We start from the raw sequence: 17212 nt of genomic DNA, 5'->3' as shown, positions 1-17212 counted from the left end.
ATAAATCCATTTAAAGTCAGCCAGGATCTTACTCGGCTTTATTGCTGGTTTTCAATAACGCCTGAATCTGCAATAAACCTTTCCTAACTGCATTCAGTTTTTCTCTTAAATTTGTTTCGCGGATTGAGGAGTTACGAGCCGCCTTTCGAAGAAGAAGCTGTCTCTTCGCTCCTTTGATGGTGAAAAATTCCTCATGAAGAAGAACTTTGATCGTCAGCAGTTCCTGAACATCCGTCCTTCTGTATAACCTCTGGTCCGACTTGGTTCGTATCGGCCTTACAGACTTAAACTCCGATTCCCAGAAACGAATGACATAAGGCTCGACCCCCAGAATTTTACTGACCTCACTAATGCGAAAATACGCCTTCTCTGGGGGGATTACCGCATCCATAACCCATCTTTCTTTCTGATCCCTGTAGAAAAATCAGATTATGAATTTAAACTTTTACAATTTTCGAATCCGTTGTCTGGCCATGACTTTGATAAAGCGGTCAGGGTTTTGAAAACGTTATGGTTCGAAACCAGCCGACTTCAATCATTCAGTGCTTTCCTGAGAACCTGGCTCGATTTAAAGGTAAGTACCCTGCGTGCCGATATGGAAATCTCATCCCCGGTCTGAGGGTTTCGCCCTCTTCGGGATTTCTTTTCCTTAACGACAAAATTTCCGAAACCTGATATTTTTATTTTTTCACCCCGTCCGAGACTTTCCTTGATAATATCAAAAACAGATTCCACAATCCGGGCAGAATCCTTCTTTGAAAAACCCAATTTCTCGTATACGTCCTGAATAATATCTATTTTTGTCATTTTAGTCCTCCTGAAAATCGAGCTGTTGCCCTGACCTGCTTATCTGACACGCGCCCCTGTCTGGTCGATAATGCGCTGAACGATTTTTGAATGCACCCGACTAACCTCGTCATCCGTCAATGTCGCCGAATATGACCGGTATGTAAATCTCAACCCCAGGCTTTTCTTTCCTTCAGGAACGCCGGCGCCGGCATATACATCGAAAATACAGACATTTTCAAGCAATTCTTCTCTGGCGTTAAGAGCAATATTCAGCATGCCGTCTGCTTCCACATCCTGATCGATGACAAAAGCGACATCCCGTGAACTTTCAGGATATCTTGAAAACTCCTTATAGGTGACGCTGCCTGAAAAGAGTTCAGAAATTGCATCCACGTCCATCTCAAAAATCAGAGCGCGATTCTTCATATCCAGGCGGGAAAGAACATCAGGGTGCGCCTCCCCCATGTACCCTATTGATTTTTCATCGATAAAAATTCCACAGGATCGACCCGGATGAAGAAATGCCTGCAGAGCATCTGAGCAATATCGAATTCCAGTCAAGTTCAAGCTGGCGAAAAGACTCTCGACAACGCCTTTCAAATCATAAAAATCGAGCCTTGATTCGCCGGAAGACCACAACTCCTTATCACTCATACCGGTCATCAGGCAGGCCAAGCGCTTCTTCTCCGTCGGCAATCCTCCTGTGTTTCCCTGTAAGAATATCTTGCCGATCTCGAAAATCTTTAAATCGTAGTCTCCGGCATTGGCATTTTCCTGCATCACCTTGAGCAGACTGTAAATCAGGGTGGTTCGCATCACCGACTGATCTTCTGTCAGCGGGTTTTTGATCCGAACGACTTTCCTTCGCTCGTCACCGGCATCCAGCGCCAGAATATCCGCTGCCGTCGGAGAAACAAAGCTGTAGGTGATGACTTCCGAAAATCCTGTACCTGCCAGGTGACGGCGCAGCCTTTCTTCAAGAATTTTTCTGCGATCCCTCGGCACAGGCTCCATTGCACCCACGGGGAGTGAAACCGGGATATTGTCGTAACCATGTATTCGGGCAATCTCTTCCACAAGATCGATCTCACGGCCGATATCGACCCGGAAGGATGGCGGCTTTATCCGATATTCTTCCACAGTGCCTTCCTTCGCCGTAACTTCCATCCCCAGGCCTCTGAGAATATCTGCCATCTCCGCGGCAGGGATGTTCGTCCCCAGCAGAGAATTGACTTTCCTGCAACGCAGGTGAATTTCTCCGACCGTCTCCACCGGTTTCGGATGCTCGTCGATTCGTCCCTTGCAGATTTTCCCCCCCGATAATTCGGCAATCAATTGAGCGGCCCTGTCCAGTGCTCGAAGTACCCCTTCGGGATCGATTCCGCGCTCAAACCGGAACGCAGCATCCGTACTCATCCCTAAATCCCGAGCGGACCGCCGTATTGAAGAAGGAGCAAAGTAAGCACTCTCGAGAAGAATATCCCTCGTATCCGGCTTGATTTCGGAATTGAATCCCCCCATGATTCCGGCGATGGCCACGGGTTTGACGCCATCACAGATCATCAGGGTGTTCGCATTAAGAACGCGTTCCTTTTCATCGAGAGAAATAAACTTCTCCCCCTCCGTAGAACGCCTCACTACAATCCGGCCTTCTTCCAGGAAACGGTAATCGAAGGCATGAAGTGGCTGTCCCAGTTCCATCATGACAAAATTGGTGACATCGACCACGTTACTGATGGAACGCAGTCCTACGGCCTCAAGACGCAATCGCATCCATTGCGGTGAAGGCCCCACGACTACGTCTCGAATCATGCGAGCCGTATAGTGGGGGCAGAGGTCCGGATCAAGGATTTGAACCGAGGCACTCACCTGAATATCTTCAGCATTTTCCGTAACATAGATTTCAGGCAGTTTCAGCGGCTTACCTGTAATAGCCGCAATCTCCCGGGCCACACCGATGATGGAAAGACAATCGGAACGGTTTGGTGTAATCCCGATATCGAAGACCGTATCTTTCAAGTCCAGAACGTCCGCGAGGTCTTCACCCAGGGGGAGATTGGGAGGAAGGATCATGACTCCCGTCGTATCTTCCCCAATACCCAGTTCTTCCTCGGAACAGAGCATACCCTCTGAAAGCTCGCCCCGGATTTTTGAACGCTTGATCGTATATCCCCCGGGAATCTCTGCGCCTATCCTGGCCAAGGGAACGACATCCCCGACGTGAATATTCGGCGCCCCGCAAACGATGGGAAGTGTTTCGTCCCCCGTTGTTACTTCGCAAAGAGACAGTTTGTCCGCATTGGGATGTCGACGAAGAGCTATAATTCTGGCAACGACGACATTCGAAAAAGAAGGACCGACTTCCCTTACGGCGTCGACTTCAAGACCCGCCATAGTCAAACGATCCGAAACCTCAGCGGGTGTCAGATCAATATCTACATAATCTTTAAGCCATCTCAAACTAACTTGCATAGTAATCTATTCCACCACGGATTTCCCAATGATCCTGAATTGTTCTGCTCAACGGAGCAATTCTTTACATGGCCGCAAGATCACAAAAGAAAGCTCAGTTTGATCCTGCACAGAGAATCCTCCATTCAATGCATTTTCATAGGAGAAAGGGTATGGACAGAATCCTGGCCCGACGCTCCTGTTTTTTTGTCTTCGCGATTCAGGAAATTCAACGACAGCGGCTTTTACATTAGAACTGCTGTAAAAACCTTCTTTCATTCTCAAAGAAAAGTCGAATGTCAGTAATTCCATACTTGAGCATGGCGATGCGTTCTACGCCCAAGCCAAAGGCAAAGCCCGAATATTCCTCAGGATCGTAACCGACATTTTCAAAAACTGCCGGGTCCACCATGCCCGATCCGAGGATTTCCAGCCAGCCGCTCTGCCCGCAAACTCGACAACCTTTTCCCCGACAGATGACACAACGGATATCCACTTCCGCACTGGGCTCCGTAAAGGGAAAATAACTGGGCCTGAAACGAAGAACCGTTTCTTCCCCAAAAATCTGTTTAAGGAAAGCGTTCAGAAGCCCTTTCAGGTCGCCGAAGGTAATTCCCCTGTCAACCAGCAGGCCTTCAACCTGATGAAACATCGGCGTATGAGAAACATCAGAATCCGGACGATATACACGCCCCGGCGAAATGATTTTCACCGGTGGCGACTGCTTTTCCATGGTTCTGATTTGTACGGGAGAGGTATGGGTGCGCAGAACGATCGCTTCTTCCACATAAAATGTATCCTGCATATCTCTGGCGGGATGGTCCTTGGGGATGTTTAAGGCCTCAAAATTATAATAATCACTCTCTATTTCAGGACCTTCAGCAATGGAGAATCCGATTTCGGAGAATATCGCACAGATCTCCTCAAGGACCTGAGTGACTGGATGAGCCCGGCCGTAGCCGCTGCTCCTTCCGGGCAGGGTCACATCAAGAGCTTCCGCCCGAAGGACGCTTTCTTTTTTGAGGGCGGCTATAACTGTCTGCGCTTCGTCAAATCTCGAAGACAGGATTGTTTTGATTTCGTTGGCGCGCTTTCCAAAAATCTGCTTTTCCTCGATGCTCAACTGACCCAGATTGCGCAAAAACTGAGTCAGCAACCCCTTTCTCCCCAGATATCGAACCCGAACAGCAGCCAGATCCGTTTCCGTTTTCGCTGCTTTTATCTCCGCTTCCGCCTTATTTTGCAGCTCCTTGAGATCTTCAATCATGAAACAGTCTCACCCTTCGCAAGAAGAACAATTTCTGAGAATCCCCTGGGGTCGTTAACGGCGATATCCGCCAACACTTTCCGGTCAATTTCCACGTGCGACTTTCGCAAACCGTCAATGAGCCGACTGTAAGTCAATCCCTGCGCGCGCGAAGCAGCATTGATCCTGGCAATCCACAGTTTCCTGAATTCCCGCTTCCGCACCCTCCTGTCGCGGAACGCATAATTCAGAGCCCGGTTCACGGCTTCCGTTGCGGTCCGAAGCAGCCGACTTCTCGCTCCGAAAAATCCCTTCGCTAATTTGAAAATTTTTCTTCTTTTTTTCTTGGCAGTAACACTTCTTTTAACTCTGGACATTGTCTTGAGCCTCCTATCCGTAACTCCAAAAACCTGACTGACGAATCATGGCAACTCGCATTCATCCCAATGACCTGGCCAGCTCCGTCTTGTTTCTGTCAACTCGATACCCTTCTGAACGCTAGCCGGAATCCAATGGAACGACGCTTCCTACAGATATGGAATCAGCCGTTTAATCCCTTTTTCATCCCGTTTGTCAAGGATCGTGGATTTTCTGAGATTTCTTTTCCGTTTCGTTGTCTTGGTCGTCATAATGTGACTGGCGTTGGCGTGGTGTCTTCTGACCTTTCCGCTGCCTGTAAGTTTGAATCGCTTCGCCGCGCCGCGGTGTGTTTTTAATTTCGGCATTATTTCACTCCCGTTCCAAAATTTCTGCTTCGCACTAACCGTTTATTTTACAATTAACAATCAGCATAACGATTTCTCCTGTTCCATCATCAGGAAGAACATCGATAAGTATCTTCCTGCCGCCTACTTTTTGGGCGACAAAACCATGACCATATTCCGCCCTTCCAGTTTCGGCTGTTGATCTATGTTACAGCTGTCACCCAGGTTGTTTTTTATATCTTCAAGAAGCTTTCGCCCTATATCGGTGAACGCGATTTCCCTCCCCCGAAACAGGACACTGACCTTGACCTTGTCATGCTGTTCGAGAAACTTCCGGATATGCTTGATCTTGACTTGAAGATCGTGTTCCTCTACCTTCGGCCTCAGTCGAATCTCCTTGACCTGAATGGTACTCTGACTTTTTCTGGCAACCTGAAGTTTTTTACTTTGTTGATACCTGAACTTGCCGTAATCCATGATCCGGCAGACAGGAGGCGTGGAAGTGGAGGCGACTTCCACGAGGTCCAAGCCTTCTTTTCTGGCCTCTGCAAGCGCGTCCGCAAGGGTCAATACACCCAACTGCTCGCCCTGATAACTGATAACTCTTACAGTGGCCGCCTTAATCTCATTGTTGATCTTCAGATCTTTAACTATTGGACACCTCCTGCAAATGTAAGATGAATCCCACATCCCCGCTTCACAGGGTCTGATGATGGATTCAAGCGCCGATTACAGATACTGACTGCTCTTTTCCTTTACCAGTTCAATAAAGGCAGAAACCGGCAGGGTCCCCAGATTGTCTCCGCCCCGCTGCCGGACAGCAACCTCTCCCGAAGCCATTTCCTTATCGCCGATAACCAGCATATAGGGTATTTTCTGAGTTTGCGCCTCTCGAATTTTATACCCCAGCTTTTCGTTTCTGAAATCTCCTTCCACCCTGATTCCCGCATCCATCAATTGCTGATAAACGGTCTTTCCATACGGGATATGCCTGTCGGTCACCGACAGAAGAATAGCCTGCACTGGTGCAAGCCAGACAGGGAAAGCTCCTCCGTAATGCTCGATCAGCACACCCATGAACCGCTCGATCGCACCCAGGATAACCCGGTGCAGCATCACCGGCCGATGCTTCTCGCCATCCGCCCCAACGTATGTGAGATCAAACCGCTCCGGCAGCGTAAAGTCGCACTGGATGGTGGCGCACTGCCATTTTCGTTTGAGCGCATCCTTCAGTTTGAAGTCAATCTTGGGACCATAGAATGCGCCATCGCCCTCATTGATATCATAAGTCATCTGATTGTCTTTCAGGGCATTCTCCAGGGCGCTGGTTGCCAGTTCCCAATCCTGATCGGAACCGATGGAATTATCAGGCCTTGTGCTTAATTCAACTTCATATTCAAATCCAAAGATCTTCATGGCATAGCCGACAAAATCAGCAATAGCCCGAATTTCTGAATTCAACTGCTCCGGCGTGCAGAGAATGTGGGCATCATCCTGGGTAAACTGCCGGGCCCGCAGCAGACCATGCAGAACCCCCGTTTTTTCATGACGATGAACTGTACCGAGTTCAAAGTACCGTATTGGCAGATCCCGATAACTCCTGATTTTGGTTTTATAGATGAGCATATGGGAAAGGCAGTTCATCGGCTTGATCCCATAAGATTGCCCCTCTACTTCCGTGAAATACATGTTTTCGCGATAGTGATCGAAATGTCCTGATTTTTTCCACAGATCAACCTTCAGGATCTGCGGACCCATGACCATGTCATACCCGCGTCGCAGATGTTCCTTCTTTTCCCAATCTTCAATGATCGTGCGCAGGATCGTTCCTTTGGGATGAAAGATGATCAAACCGGCACCCGCTTCTTCACTGACCTGGAATAGATCAAGATCCTTACCCAGTTTCCGGTGATCCCGCTTTTTCGCCTCTTCGAGGATTTTCAGGTATTCATCCAGCTCTTCCCGGGACGCGAAACCCGTTCCATAGATGCGTTGCAGCATCTTGTTGCGTTCATCGCCGCGCCAGTATGCGCCGGCAACATTGAGAAGCTTGAAGGCACGGATCATCGAGGTCGATGGGACATGAGGCCCCCGGCAAAGATCAGTATAATGGCCCTGCCGGTAAAGACTGACTGTTTTTATATTGCCAGGCAGATCATTTAAAAGTTCGACTTTATAAGACTCACCTTTACCCTGAAAGAAAGCTACAGCCTCTTCACGGGAAACCTCCTCTCGAACAAAAGGATGATCCTCCTTCACAATTTCCTGCATCCGGGCCTCTATCTTTTCAAGCTCCTCCGGGGTAAATGTGTTCCCATATTCAAAGTCATAATAGAAACCATCTTCAATCGCCGGTCCTATGCTGACCAGCACGCCGGGGAAAATATCCTGAACGGCCTGGGCCATGATGTGGGATATGCTGTGCCTGAGGATTTCAAGACCTTCCCGGGAATGAATATCGATCGGTTCCAGAACACCGTCGTCATGCAGCGAGCGGCTCAAGTCAAGAAGATTCTGATTATATCTGGCAGCGGCGGTCGTAGCCAGCAGGGCGGGATTCCAGGAAGAAAGAACGTCCCGTACAGTAACGCCTTCATTGTGTGATCTTTCCGACCCATCAGGTAAAACAATTTTAATTTCTTTCATAACTAAAAAGCCCAGATCCAATACCGTGTCTAAAACAGCAACGACGGATATCTGTATTCCTTCTTTGATATCCTCTCATTAAAGAAAGGGCATCATCGCGTTACAATTGCGGATGCCCTTTTCAAAACCCGTCATATTTGACTAATGGGACGAATTACTCTACAGGCTTGCATGATATATAATGGTAGGCACGCAGGGATTTGAACCCTGGACATCCACCGCGTCAGGATGGCGCTCTCCCCCTGAGCTACGTGCCTGCATACTCGCCTTCTCTCCCAACAGGGCGTAATAACTAACAACAATTTGTCCCCTTGTCAAGGCAAAATCTGTACTCGTTTATTTTTTCTCCCGCCAGGGAAACTTTCTTAAAATGGTTGAAACACAAGCTGATTATAATCCTTTCCATCTGTTCCTCACAATCCACGGCAACGGTTCAATCAATAGAAAGCGGTCCTTACCCCTGAGTATTAATCAAGCGGATACCTCTGACCAGATATCCCAATCCGGATAGAATGGTAAACAAAGCCGTTACCCAATACAGCAGATGCATCCAGTTGTAATCCATTGCGTTTCCCAGTCCTTGCAATACCAGCACGGTCAGTACCGTCATAAGTTGAAGCATGGTGGTCACCTTACTGATGAAGGCGGGGCGGATTTCAAAAGATATGGACATGATGGATAAAATCGCTATGCCAAGCAGAATAATACAGTCCCGGCTGATAACAATGACCGTCAGCCACCCGGGGATAATCCCCATAATAGCCAGTGTCAGAAAACTGCTGGTTAAAAGGGCTTTGTCTGCAATGGGATCGAGATAAGCTCCCAGTTTGGTCTGCTGCTTCAGGACGCGGGCCAGAAAGCCGTCCAGACCGTCGGTCAGACCGGAAATGCTGAAAACTATAAGGGCCTTGAAATAGGAACCCTCCATCAGAAAAATGACAACGGCAGGCGTGAGGACAATACGCAGAAGGGTTAAAATATTAGGAATATTCATCGGCGAACCATCAATGCATGCGGGTCTTCTCTGTGTTCAGCATCCGATCGAAAAAACAACTGGCACTCTGTCCTCCCGCAGCCATCACTCGGAATCATCTATCTCATCCCGCGACCGGTTCCAGTCCACCCAATCGTCCCGATCTTCTTCCATGACGAAATCGCTGGGCATGCCCGCCGTACCGTCTGCATTGATGCTGATCTGCTGCATGGCTCTCACTATGACGGTCCATTCTTCCATCGCAACTTTCCGGGGACCGGAAACGGATCGGGGGCCGGCTATCTTACTCGGAGGACTCATAACTGCCGGCGTGGTACTTTTGGTTTTTCCTCCTCCGGAAACATGGACCTGGCCTTCATAAACCTTTACGAGTGTGGACTGATCATTCTCCACATTCATACGATATACGGTGCCCCGCACCCCGGCAATCGCATTTTCACTTTGCAGTTCAAAGATGCCTTGCTTTCCCACTGCCCTGCTCACATTTGCCCATGCCTTACCCATGCTCACATTGATACGGATGCATCTGGAATCGTTGTGCTCCCCATATTTTATTTCCTGTATTCGGAAACGGGTATTTCCACTGAAGCGAACCCGGGAAGAATCGGGAAGAAGCAATTCCAGTCTCGATCCGGACCCCGTTGCAACCTCATCACCCACGTAAAGCCGATCGTTTCTGTTCAATGACCGTGCTGAACTTTTTTCTGCAGAAATAACCTGGGCGTTCCCGATAAGAACACCGACTCTCGCATCCCCCCTGGCCATCTTGACGGTCATGACCCGCACTGCCGCAATGGCCGGCGTAAGGTACAAAAAAAAGATCAGCAGGCCTATTCCCGCAATCACCGCACCCGGCTTTTTCATGCTCTTCTCCTTGTCAACCCGAATATCCACTCAAAATGTGCAAGCCTGTTCCATGACGTACATAATTATTCATGTGGGTGCGCAATGCCAGTCTCACTGAACCGGCTCAGAGCACGGTCAGACCCTTTTCCCGGAATAGAGCACAACCTGCGGATCAGCCCAGAACGTCCGGGCTCTCGGGAAGAGACTGCATCGCTTTATCAACCAGTTCCTGAATCGCAGGTTCATAGTCCTGCGAAGTCTTCAGTCGCAGAGAAGTTTTTGATATGCCAACATTTCTCCTGACGGTGCTGTGGGAATTCCGCCAAAGAAGCTGTCCGGTTCTCGCGCTCCGCAATTCAAAATCCGCTGCGACAGATATGGGAGAATAGAGTGGATAATAAACCGTTCGATTTTCCTTCAGATCACAGTAGAGAATCGCGTCGATCTTCATCTTTTCTCCCAGCACTCTGGAATACTCCACCTTGTCCTGCAGGCTTTTCTCTTCATGCTGAAGGTCGTTTTGCTTCTCATCGACAAGCTGAAACGGAATTCTGGGATACCCCTTGAAATAAAGGGCATTGAGAACCTTATCCCGCAGCATCAGCGCGGCCTGCTGATCCGAAGCACCGTTCAGAACAGGAATCACGGCGATCAGACGAACGTCCTTCCTGTTGCTGTGGCTTTCTTTCATTACCGCCGCCTGCTTTCCCACACTGCATCCGGCAAGAATCATCAACGCCAGAAGGGCTGAATACGACAGCAAATTAATCTTTCTGAACATCGTTTAACGGACCTCCTCTTCTGTTTCCTGTTTCAATTTTTCAATCTCTTCACGAATAATTTTTTCCGCGATACCGGGAATCATCTCGCGGCACATCCTCTCCACGGCTTCCATGATCTTTTTCCTCGTCTCATCATCGAGAAGGTCGCCCGGCTGTACCGCCAACTGTTCTTCTTCTGCAGTTACAACAAGATCATGGATTTTTTCCCCGGATTGAGGCTCTCTTTGATAACCCCACCCATCGACAATCAGGACTTCCGGGCTGCCTTCTTTCAGCAAGGAGCCCGGTTCTTCCACGACATCGGTCAGTTCATAGATTTTGTCCGGTGATTCATAAACGATATCAATGAGATCATAAACCTGATCATGATTCCCCGGCAGATTTCCTCCAGCGTTACTTCCGCTGAATTCACCCCTTCCTGACTGTTCAATCATTTTTTTGCTCTCCGGTTTCTGCTATCCGGGATGCTCCACTTCCAGACGATCATCCTGATTAAGCTCTGAATTTCGGGGAAATTATCATAGATGATCAGATACATCAATAAATTATCGTTGGCATCTGCGACCGCCCTGTCCGATAAACTGAATAGATAACTCATGTCAATCAGCGTTTAGATCCGAGGAAGCGGCAGCCACGACAATCGTGTAAACCCGCTTTCTGGAAACGCCCGTTTCCTCGACAATCCGATCCACAATATCCCGGTCGGAGCGATTCCCTGCCCTGGCCAGCCTGAAATAGAGGCTTCGGACGTCCTCATCGGACACCACTCTGACAGTCGGCTCCTGCCCCGCAACAATCAGTGTAATTTCTCCCTTGATCCGCCTGTCCCGAAGAACCGGCAGAAGATCCTGCAAACGGCCCCTCAGGATTTCCTCATGGAGTTTAGTCAGCTCGCGGGCGATGGCGATCTCCCGGTTACCGAGAATCGAGTGGATGTCTTCCAGGGCAGCCTCCAGGCGATGAGGCGCCTCAAAGAAGATCAAGGTTTTTTGTTCATCCTTCAAAGAAACAAGCAGGTCTCTGCGCTTTCCCGCCTTCGCAGGCAAAAATCCCATAAAAACGAAAGACTCCATCGGTATGCCCGAAACACTCAAAGCCGCTATCCCCGCCGACACTCCCGGAACAGGAATTACCGGGATGCGATTTTCCAATGCCTGTCGGATCAGCAAAAATCCGGGATCGGAAATGCCGGGCGTTCCCGCATCCGAAACATAAGCCACATCGGAACCTTCCCGAAGCCGGTCAATCAACACTCGACTTTTTCTGAATTCATTATGCTCATAGAGACTGATCAGAGGAGTGCTGATCGAATAAGCGTCAAAAAGCTTCCGCGTTCTCCGGGTGTCCTCCGCTGCCACCAGAGCGACTTCTTTAAGCACCCGGATCGCGCGAAAGGTGATATCTTCCAGATTTCCAATGGGCGTTGCCACAACGTAAAGTTTCCCCGATTCCCGCATCGCATATGTCCCTTCTCAATTTTTCCCGAACTCAATTATTTGTCCCTCCCCCAGTTCCGGATGACAGAGGGCAAACCAATATCGGTCTTTTCCCCAGAGGAAAAAGATTTACATTTCTTCCATAATGCTATAAGGATGTTGCTGTAAAATCAAGACTTCCGGATAACTGTCCCAAAATGATATCAATAACGGGTCTGAATTATTCCTGCAGGCATTTATCATGCGTATATTGATTACCGGCGGTGCCGGTTTTCTGGGTTCTCATCTCTGCGAGCGGCTTCTTGCCGATAAGCATGATATCCTCTGCCTCGACAATTTTTTTACCGGCAGTAAGGACAATATCCTTCATATGGTCGGCAATCCCCGGTTTGAGCTGATCCGTCACGATATGACGATGCCCATCTACCTGGAGGTTGATCAGATCTACAATCTGGCATGCCCAGCCTCTCCCGTCCATTATCAGTACAACCCCATTAAAACGATTAAGACCAGCGTCATGGGCGCCATCAATACCCTCGGGCTGGCCAAGCGCGTCAAGGCCCGGATTCTGCAGGCATCGACTTCGGAAGTGTACGGCGATCCGGAAGTTCATCCTCAAAATGAAGCCTACTGGGGAAGGGTCAACCCGATCGGCATCCGCAGTTGTTACGATGAAGGCAAAAGGGCTGCGGAATGCCTCATGATGGATTACCGCCGCCAGAATGGCGTAGATACAAAAATCGTCAGGATCTTCAACACCTATGGCTCCCGGATGGCCATGAGCGACGGCCGGGTCGTCAGCAATTTCATTGTTCAGGCTCTGACCGGCAAAGACATCACCGTTTATGGTGACGGTTCACAGACAAGGTCCTTCTGCTTTGTCGATGACATGATCGAGGGTCTCATCCGTATTATGAATACCCCGAAGGAAATCTCAGGGCCAATCAATCTGGGAAATCCGGCGGAATTTACGATTCTCGAACTGGCAGAAAAAGTCATCGCCCTGACCGACTCTTCCTCCCGGATTCTGTTTCAACCCCTGCCCCAAGACGATCCGGCTCAGCGGCAGCCCGATATCGCCCTGGCAGCAGAGATCCTGAACTGGAATCCAAAAACATCGCTGGAAGAAGGTCTGAAACGAACGATCGCCTATTTCAGGGAAAAACTGACCTGAAGGGCGATGATCAGGACATTACCTTAAATCTTTTAAATCCAAAAACTGGAGGAGATATGGAATTCGAAAAAAACATCCTCTGTATCGGCGCCGGCTATGTCGGCGGCCCGACAATGGCCATGATTGCACGCCAATGCCCGCAGTACAAAGTGACGATCGTGGACATCAACCCCGAGCGCATCGCCCAGTGGAATTCCAATGATCTGCCGATCTATGAACCGGGCCTGGACGAACTCGTCAAGGCCACCCGCAATCGAAACCTCTTTTTCAGTACGGACGTCGAACGGGGTATCCGGGAAAACGATATCATTTTCGTCAGCGTCAACACTCCGACGAAGACGTTCGGGACGGGAGCCGGTATGGCCGCAGACCTTCAATACTGGGAAAAAACAGCCCGCCAGATTCTCCAGAATTCTACGTCGCCGAAAATCGTTATCGAGAAAAGCACCCTTCCCGTCCGTACCGCCCAGGCCATGGAAAGAATCCTGAACACGAGCAGAAACGGCGTGCGGTTCGACGTCCTTTCGAATCCGGAATTTCTTGCTGAAGGCACGGCAGTCAACGATTTAAAAGACCCGGATCGAGTTCTCATCGGGTCACGGGAAACCGAGGATGGTTTGAAGGCGAGGGATACCCTGGTTGAGATTTTTGCCAACTGGGTCCCGCGGGAAAAGATCATCACCTCCAACATCTGGAGCAGTGAACTTTCCAAACTGGTATCCAATGCTTTTCTGGCCCAGCGCGTCTCCTCAATCAACGCCATTTCCGCCCTTTGTGAAAAGACCGAGGCCGATGTAACCGAGGTGGCCAGGGCTGTGGGTGCCGACAGCCGCATCGGATCCCGTTTTCTGAACGCCAGCATCGGTTTCGGCGGATCCTGTTTCAAGAAGGACATCCTCAATCTGGTCTATCTCTGCCGCCACTATGGCCTGAACGACGTGGCCGACTACTGGGAAAGCGTCATCAAAATCAATAATTATCAGCAGGAACGTTTTGTTCGGAATATGCTGGCAGCCATGTTCAACACCCTTGCGGGCAAACGGATCTGTCTGTTTGGTTTCGCCTTCAAGGCCAATACGGGCGACACGCGGGAAAGCCCGGCCATTTACGTCACCCGAAGGCTGCTGGAAGAACACGCCGAAGTCGTCATTACGGACCCCAAGGCGCTTAACAACGCCCGAATCGATCTGGCCAATGTCCAGGGCAAGGTCCTGTTTGTGGACGACCCCTACGAGGCCGCTATGGGATGCCATGCCATAGCGGTTATGACCGAATGGCCGCTCTACGCTGACCTCGATTACGAACGACTTTACCGGGATGCGGAAAAGCCGGCCTTTATTTTTGACGGCCGGAACATTCTGGATTCCCGACGTTGCTTTGAGGTGGGGTTCAATGTGTTTCCCATAGGCAAGCCCGCGCTTACCCATTTTTGATAGAGATTGAGGGGAGGGATTGGCGGTCATCCTTATTGTTATGCGAGCAGGCATGAAACCGATTCGGGAAACAGAAATGTCACGATTGGCGCAGGCCTCTCAGGAAGGTTCGGGCATAGTCCATGGCGCCTGCGAAGTCCCGGATCTCTCCGTTTAATCCCTGGTCGCGGATTTCCCTTAAACAGCGGCCCAGCTCCGGATTCTGTGAAAATCCAATAACAAGAAGATCCTTGCCGCTGACCGGAGGCCGATAGTTCCGCCAGGAGGTCACATAAGTGGAAAAGATCTTTTTGAAGGTTGCCGACCGTGACCGGGACATGGCGTAAAGCATCTCCTCAAGGGCCGCGTCTTCCAGGATTCCAAACGCCTTGGACGGCAGGATTTCAGACAGGGATGCCAGCCGCTTCATGAGTTCCCGGACTCTTTCCCGTGAGGCAAGGAGCATTTCCGCATCTTCCCGCCTCAGCCCAAGAGCTTCTGCAATTGACATGACCGTCTCGGGATTCATCGGTTCCGTCAGAGCCAGACAATAGAGAAACCAGGGCCGGACTTTTTCATGGGTGTATAGCAGGCGAAACCAGAAAAGGGTTTCTCGAACGGAAACAAATGATTCTCGAATCCGTTCATCGAAAACCAGGTCCGGATGGATGGCTTCCAGGACCTTGAGTTCATGAAGCCGGTCCATGCAGCGGACCGGATTTTCTTCCTGCAGTATCTGCCGCATTTCGTGAAAGATCCGCCTTCCTGGTATATTACGGAGAAAACCGGCCTGAACGGCCGAGGAAATCAGCGAGACTGTCTGTTTACCCAGACAAAAGTTAAAGCGTTTTTCAAACCGGACAGCCCGGAGGATGCGTGAAGGATCCTCCACAAAGCTCAGGGAATGGAGCACCCGGATCTTTTTTTCCCGGATGTCCCGCTGCGCCCCGAAAAAATCGATTAATTCCCCGAAACGATGGGGATTCAGGGCCACAGCCATTGTGTTGATCGTAAAGTCTCTCCGGTAGAGATCAAGTTTCAGTGTCGATTCCTCTACCTCCGGGAAGGCCCCCGGCATCCGGTAGTACTCCAGTCTTGCCGTGGCCAGATCGATCCTCCGCCCTCCCGGAAGCCGGACAACCGCAGTTTTGTACTTTTCGTGAGGCGAAACCTTCCCGCCGAAGGCTTCGGCGAGGGCCTTTGCAAAGATAATCCCGTCACCTTCGACAACAAGGTCGACATCCAGATTTTCAATCCGCATAACCATATCCCGGACAATCCCTCCTACGAGAAAGAGATTGAATCCCATGGACTCTGCCAGTTCTCCGGATTTCTTGAGCGTGTCGTATAAATCCGGGGGCATCCTCTCCATAAGAAGGTGCCGGATTGATTTTCCTGGAGCTTCTGCGGACACCCCCTTTTCGATCTTAGTCATTCTTTCATGAAGCATCCTCATCAGGTCCGTACGGGTGATCACCCCCACGGCCCTGCGGTCTTCAACCACGGGGATAAGCCGCTGATTTCCGTCAATCACCAGACTCCGGATTTCTCCCACGGGAGCATCCGGTCGAACGGTGCGCACATCCTGGATCATGTAATCCCTGATTCTGGCCTCTCCCAGATCGTGCCCCTGAGCGCGACTGACCACCTGACGGGTGATCATGCCCCGGACCCGTTCATCGGCGGATTTCACAATCAGGGCATTGATGTGATATTTGTTGAGAAGTTCGCTGGCTTTGTTAATGCTGTCTTCCAGATAAATCCCCTTGACTGGAAACGTCATGATGTCCCGGGCGGTAATAAGGGGCCTCGTTTCCTGCCGGATATATTTGATCAGCAGGGATTCCGCCTGATTGAGATTGAGTTCCTTAAGAGAAGCCGCCGCGGCCGAGGCATGACCACCGCCGCCGAAGAAAGCGGCAATCTGCGCCGCATTGAGCTGCGGTTGCGTACTCCGGGCAACCAGATAGATCCGTTCCCCCATTTGTCCAAGCGCAAAAAAGGCATCTGCGACATACATGCCCCTTAATTTGTGAACCAATATGGCAAAATCCTCCACGTAAGCCGTTGAGGCGGACTTAGAAACCGCGACATGCAAGCCGTTGACCTCGAGCATCCGAAGGTTTTTGATCAGCTGATCCAGCACATTCACCTGCTCCGCGCTGAGTTCCCGGGAAATGGTCCTCGATATCGAATCCATGTCCGCACCCCAGGTCATCAGAGCGGCCAGAGCCATGCAGTCGTCCGGCGTCGCAGAGGGGAAAAGCAGGGAACCGGTATCTTCATAGAGTCCCATGGCCATGACTGTGGCAATCTCAGGAGATGGCATTATTCCCTCTTGGTTCAGTATCTTCACCATGAGGGCTACCGTGGAACCCAGTTCCTCGCAGTACTCTGAATCCCCCTGGATATCGTCAGGAGAGGAACCATGATGATCATAAAGGACAACCGTCACGCCTTCCCGACCGAGAAGATCCGCAAAAGCCCCGATGCGGGATGCCTGACGCGTGTCCACAATGATCAGTCTCTTGACATCGTCCAGATCAACCTGGCGGAGTTTCACCATGTCTTCCCGGATTGCCGCAGGAGCGTTCATCAGGTAATCACGGACGCTCTTCTCCTGCGCCCCGGGAAAAACGATCAGGGCTTCCGGGTACAGCAGCTTCGCCGCCAGCATGGAACCCAGGGAATCGAAATCAGTCTGTATATGCGATGTAATAATATCCATGATC

At 50.3% G+C, this 17212-nt stretch carries 16 protein-coding genes and 1 tRNA gene; 2 read left to right on the top strand and 15 right to left on the bottom strand.

Going from position 1 to position 17212, the window contains the following annotated elements; translation table 11 throughout:
- Positions 1-28: 28 nt before the first annotated feature.
- The 14 genes from SYN_RS03150 to rsmI form a co-directional block, all read right to left on the bottom strand.
- A complete protein-coding gene (locus tag SYN_RS03150) occupies positions 29-391 on the bottom strand; it encodes a MerR family transcriptional regulator (protein WP_011416573.1) in 363 nt (120 codons plus the stop codon).
- Positions 392-531: 140 nt separating this feature from the next.
- Positions 532-807 (bottom strand): integration host factor subunit alpha, encoded by a 276-nt coding sequence (locus tag SYN_RS03145; protein ID WP_011416572.1) that lies wholly within the window; start codon positions 805-807, stop codon positions 532-534.
- Between the two features lie 39 nt (positions 808-846).
- The gene (gene pheT, locus SYN_RS03140) at positions 847-3261 is read right to left on the bottom strand and encodes a phenylalanine--tRNA ligase subunit beta (RefSeq protein ID WP_011416571.1); all 2415 of its coding nucleotides are present in this window, start codon (positions 3259-3261) and stop codon (positions 847-849) included.
- A 229-nt stretch (positions 3262-3490) separates the two neighbouring features.
- On the bottom strand, positions 3491-4507 hold the full coding sequence (gene pheS, locus SYN_RS03135) for a phenylalanine--tRNA ligase subunit alpha (protein ID WP_011416569.1): 1017 nt from the start codon (positions 4505-4507) through the stop codon (positions 3491-3493).
- Positions 4504-4863 (bottom strand): 50S ribosomal protein L20, encoded by a 360-nt coding sequence (rplT, locus tag SYN_RS03130; RefSeq protein WP_011416568.1) that lies wholly within the window; start codon positions 4861-4863, stop codon positions 4504-4506. The genes pheS and rplT overlap by 4 nt, the downstream gene beginning before the upstream one ends.
- 150 nt (positions 4864-5013) lie before the next feature.
- The gene (gene rpmI / locus SYN_RS03125) at positions 5014-5211 is read right to left on the bottom strand and encodes a 50S ribosomal protein L35 (RefSeq protein ID WP_011416567.1); all 198 of its coding nucleotides are present in this window, start codon (positions 5209-5211) and stop codon (positions 5014-5016) included.
- Between the two features lie 123 nt (positions 5212-5334).
- Complete coding sequence (infC, locus tag SYN_RS03120; protein WP_011416566.1) at positions 5335-5880, bottom strand: translation initiation factor IF-3; 546 nt, start codon at positions 5878-5880, stop codon at positions 5335-5337.
- 39 nt (positions 5881-5919) lie between these two features.
- Positions 5920-7836, bottom strand: coding sequence for a threonine--tRNA ligase (gene thrS / locus SYN_RS03115; RefSeq protein WP_041584665.1), 1917 nt, complete (start codon positions 7834-7836; stop codon positions 5920-5922).
- Between the two features lie 182 nt (positions 7837-8018).
- Positions 8019-8093, bottom strand: a tRNA-Val gene (locus SYN_RS03110).
- A gap of 197 nt (positions 8094-8290) precedes the next feature.
- A complete protein-coding gene (locus SYN_RS03105; RefSeq protein ID WP_011416564.1) occupies positions 8291-8830 on the bottom strand; it encodes a CDP-alcohol phosphatidyltransferase family protein in 540 nt (179 codons plus the stop codon).
- Between the two features lie 84 nt (positions 8831-8914).
- The gene (locus tag SYN_RS03100) at positions 8915-9694 is read right to left on the bottom strand and encodes a FecR family protein (protein WP_041584664.1); all 780 of its coding nucleotides are present in this window, start codon (positions 9692-9694) and stop codon (positions 8915-8917) included.
- A gap of 154 nt (positions 9695-9848) precedes the next feature.
- On the bottom strand, positions 9849-10457 hold the full coding sequence (locus tag SYN_RS03095) for a GNA1162 family protein (RefSeq protein WP_011416562.1): 609 nt from the start codon (positions 10455-10457) through the stop codon (positions 9849-9851).
- Between the two features lie 3 nt (positions 10458-10460).
- Positions 10461-10892: a hypothetical protein gene (locus tag SYN_RS03090; protein ID WP_011416561.1), complete on the bottom strand. Its 432-nt coding sequence runs from the start codon at positions 10890-10892 to the stop codon at positions 10461-10463.
- A gap of 165 nt (positions 10893-11057) precedes the next feature.
- Positions 11058-11915 carry a 16S rRNA (cytidine(1402)-2'-O)-methyltransferase gene (gene rsmI / locus SYN_RS03085; RefSeq protein ID WP_011416559.1) on the bottom strand — a complete coding sequence of 286 codons (858 nt, stop codon included), beginning with the start codon at positions 11913-11915 and terminating at the stop codon, positions 11058-11060.
- A gap of 220 nt (positions 11916-12135) precedes the next feature.
- On the opposite strand from rsmI, the gene SYN_RS03080 reads away from it, so the two are divergent.
- Together SYN_RS03080 and SYN_RS03075 are read left to right on the top strand one after the other, a co-directional pair.
- Complete coding sequence (locus SYN_RS03080; RefSeq protein WP_011416558.1) at positions 12136-13068, top strand: UDP-glucuronic acid decarboxylase family protein; 933 nt, start codon at positions 12136-12138, stop codon at positions 13066-13068.
- A 56-nt stretch (positions 13069-13124) separates the two neighbouring features.
- Positions 13125-14501 carry a nucleotide sugar dehydrogenase gene (locus tag SYN_RS03075; RefSeq protein ID WP_011416557.1) on the top strand — a complete coding sequence of 459 codons (1377 nt, stop codon included), beginning with the start codon at positions 13125-13127 and terminating at the stop codon, positions 14499-14501.
- A 79-nt stretch (positions 14502-14580) separates the two neighbouring features.
- Here the strand turns inward: SYN_RS03075 and SYN_RS03070 are convergent, their stop codons facing one another.
- Positions 14581-17208 (bottom strand): CBS domain-containing protein, encoded by a 2628-nt coding sequence (locus SYN_RS03070; protein ID WP_011416556.1) that lies wholly within the window; start codon positions 17206-17208, stop codon positions 14581-14583.
- Between the last annotated feature and the right edge of the window lie 4 nt (positions 17209-17212).

The organism is Syntrophus aciditrophicus SB (assembly GCF_000013405.1).
Classification (GTDB): domain Bacteria; phylum Desulfobacterota; class Syntrophia; order Syntrophales; family Syntrophaceae; genus Syntrophus; species Syntrophus aciditrophicus.
The sequence above is the reverse complement of the archived record's forward strand: the minus strand, read 5'-3'. Positions and strand labels throughout refer to the sequence as shown.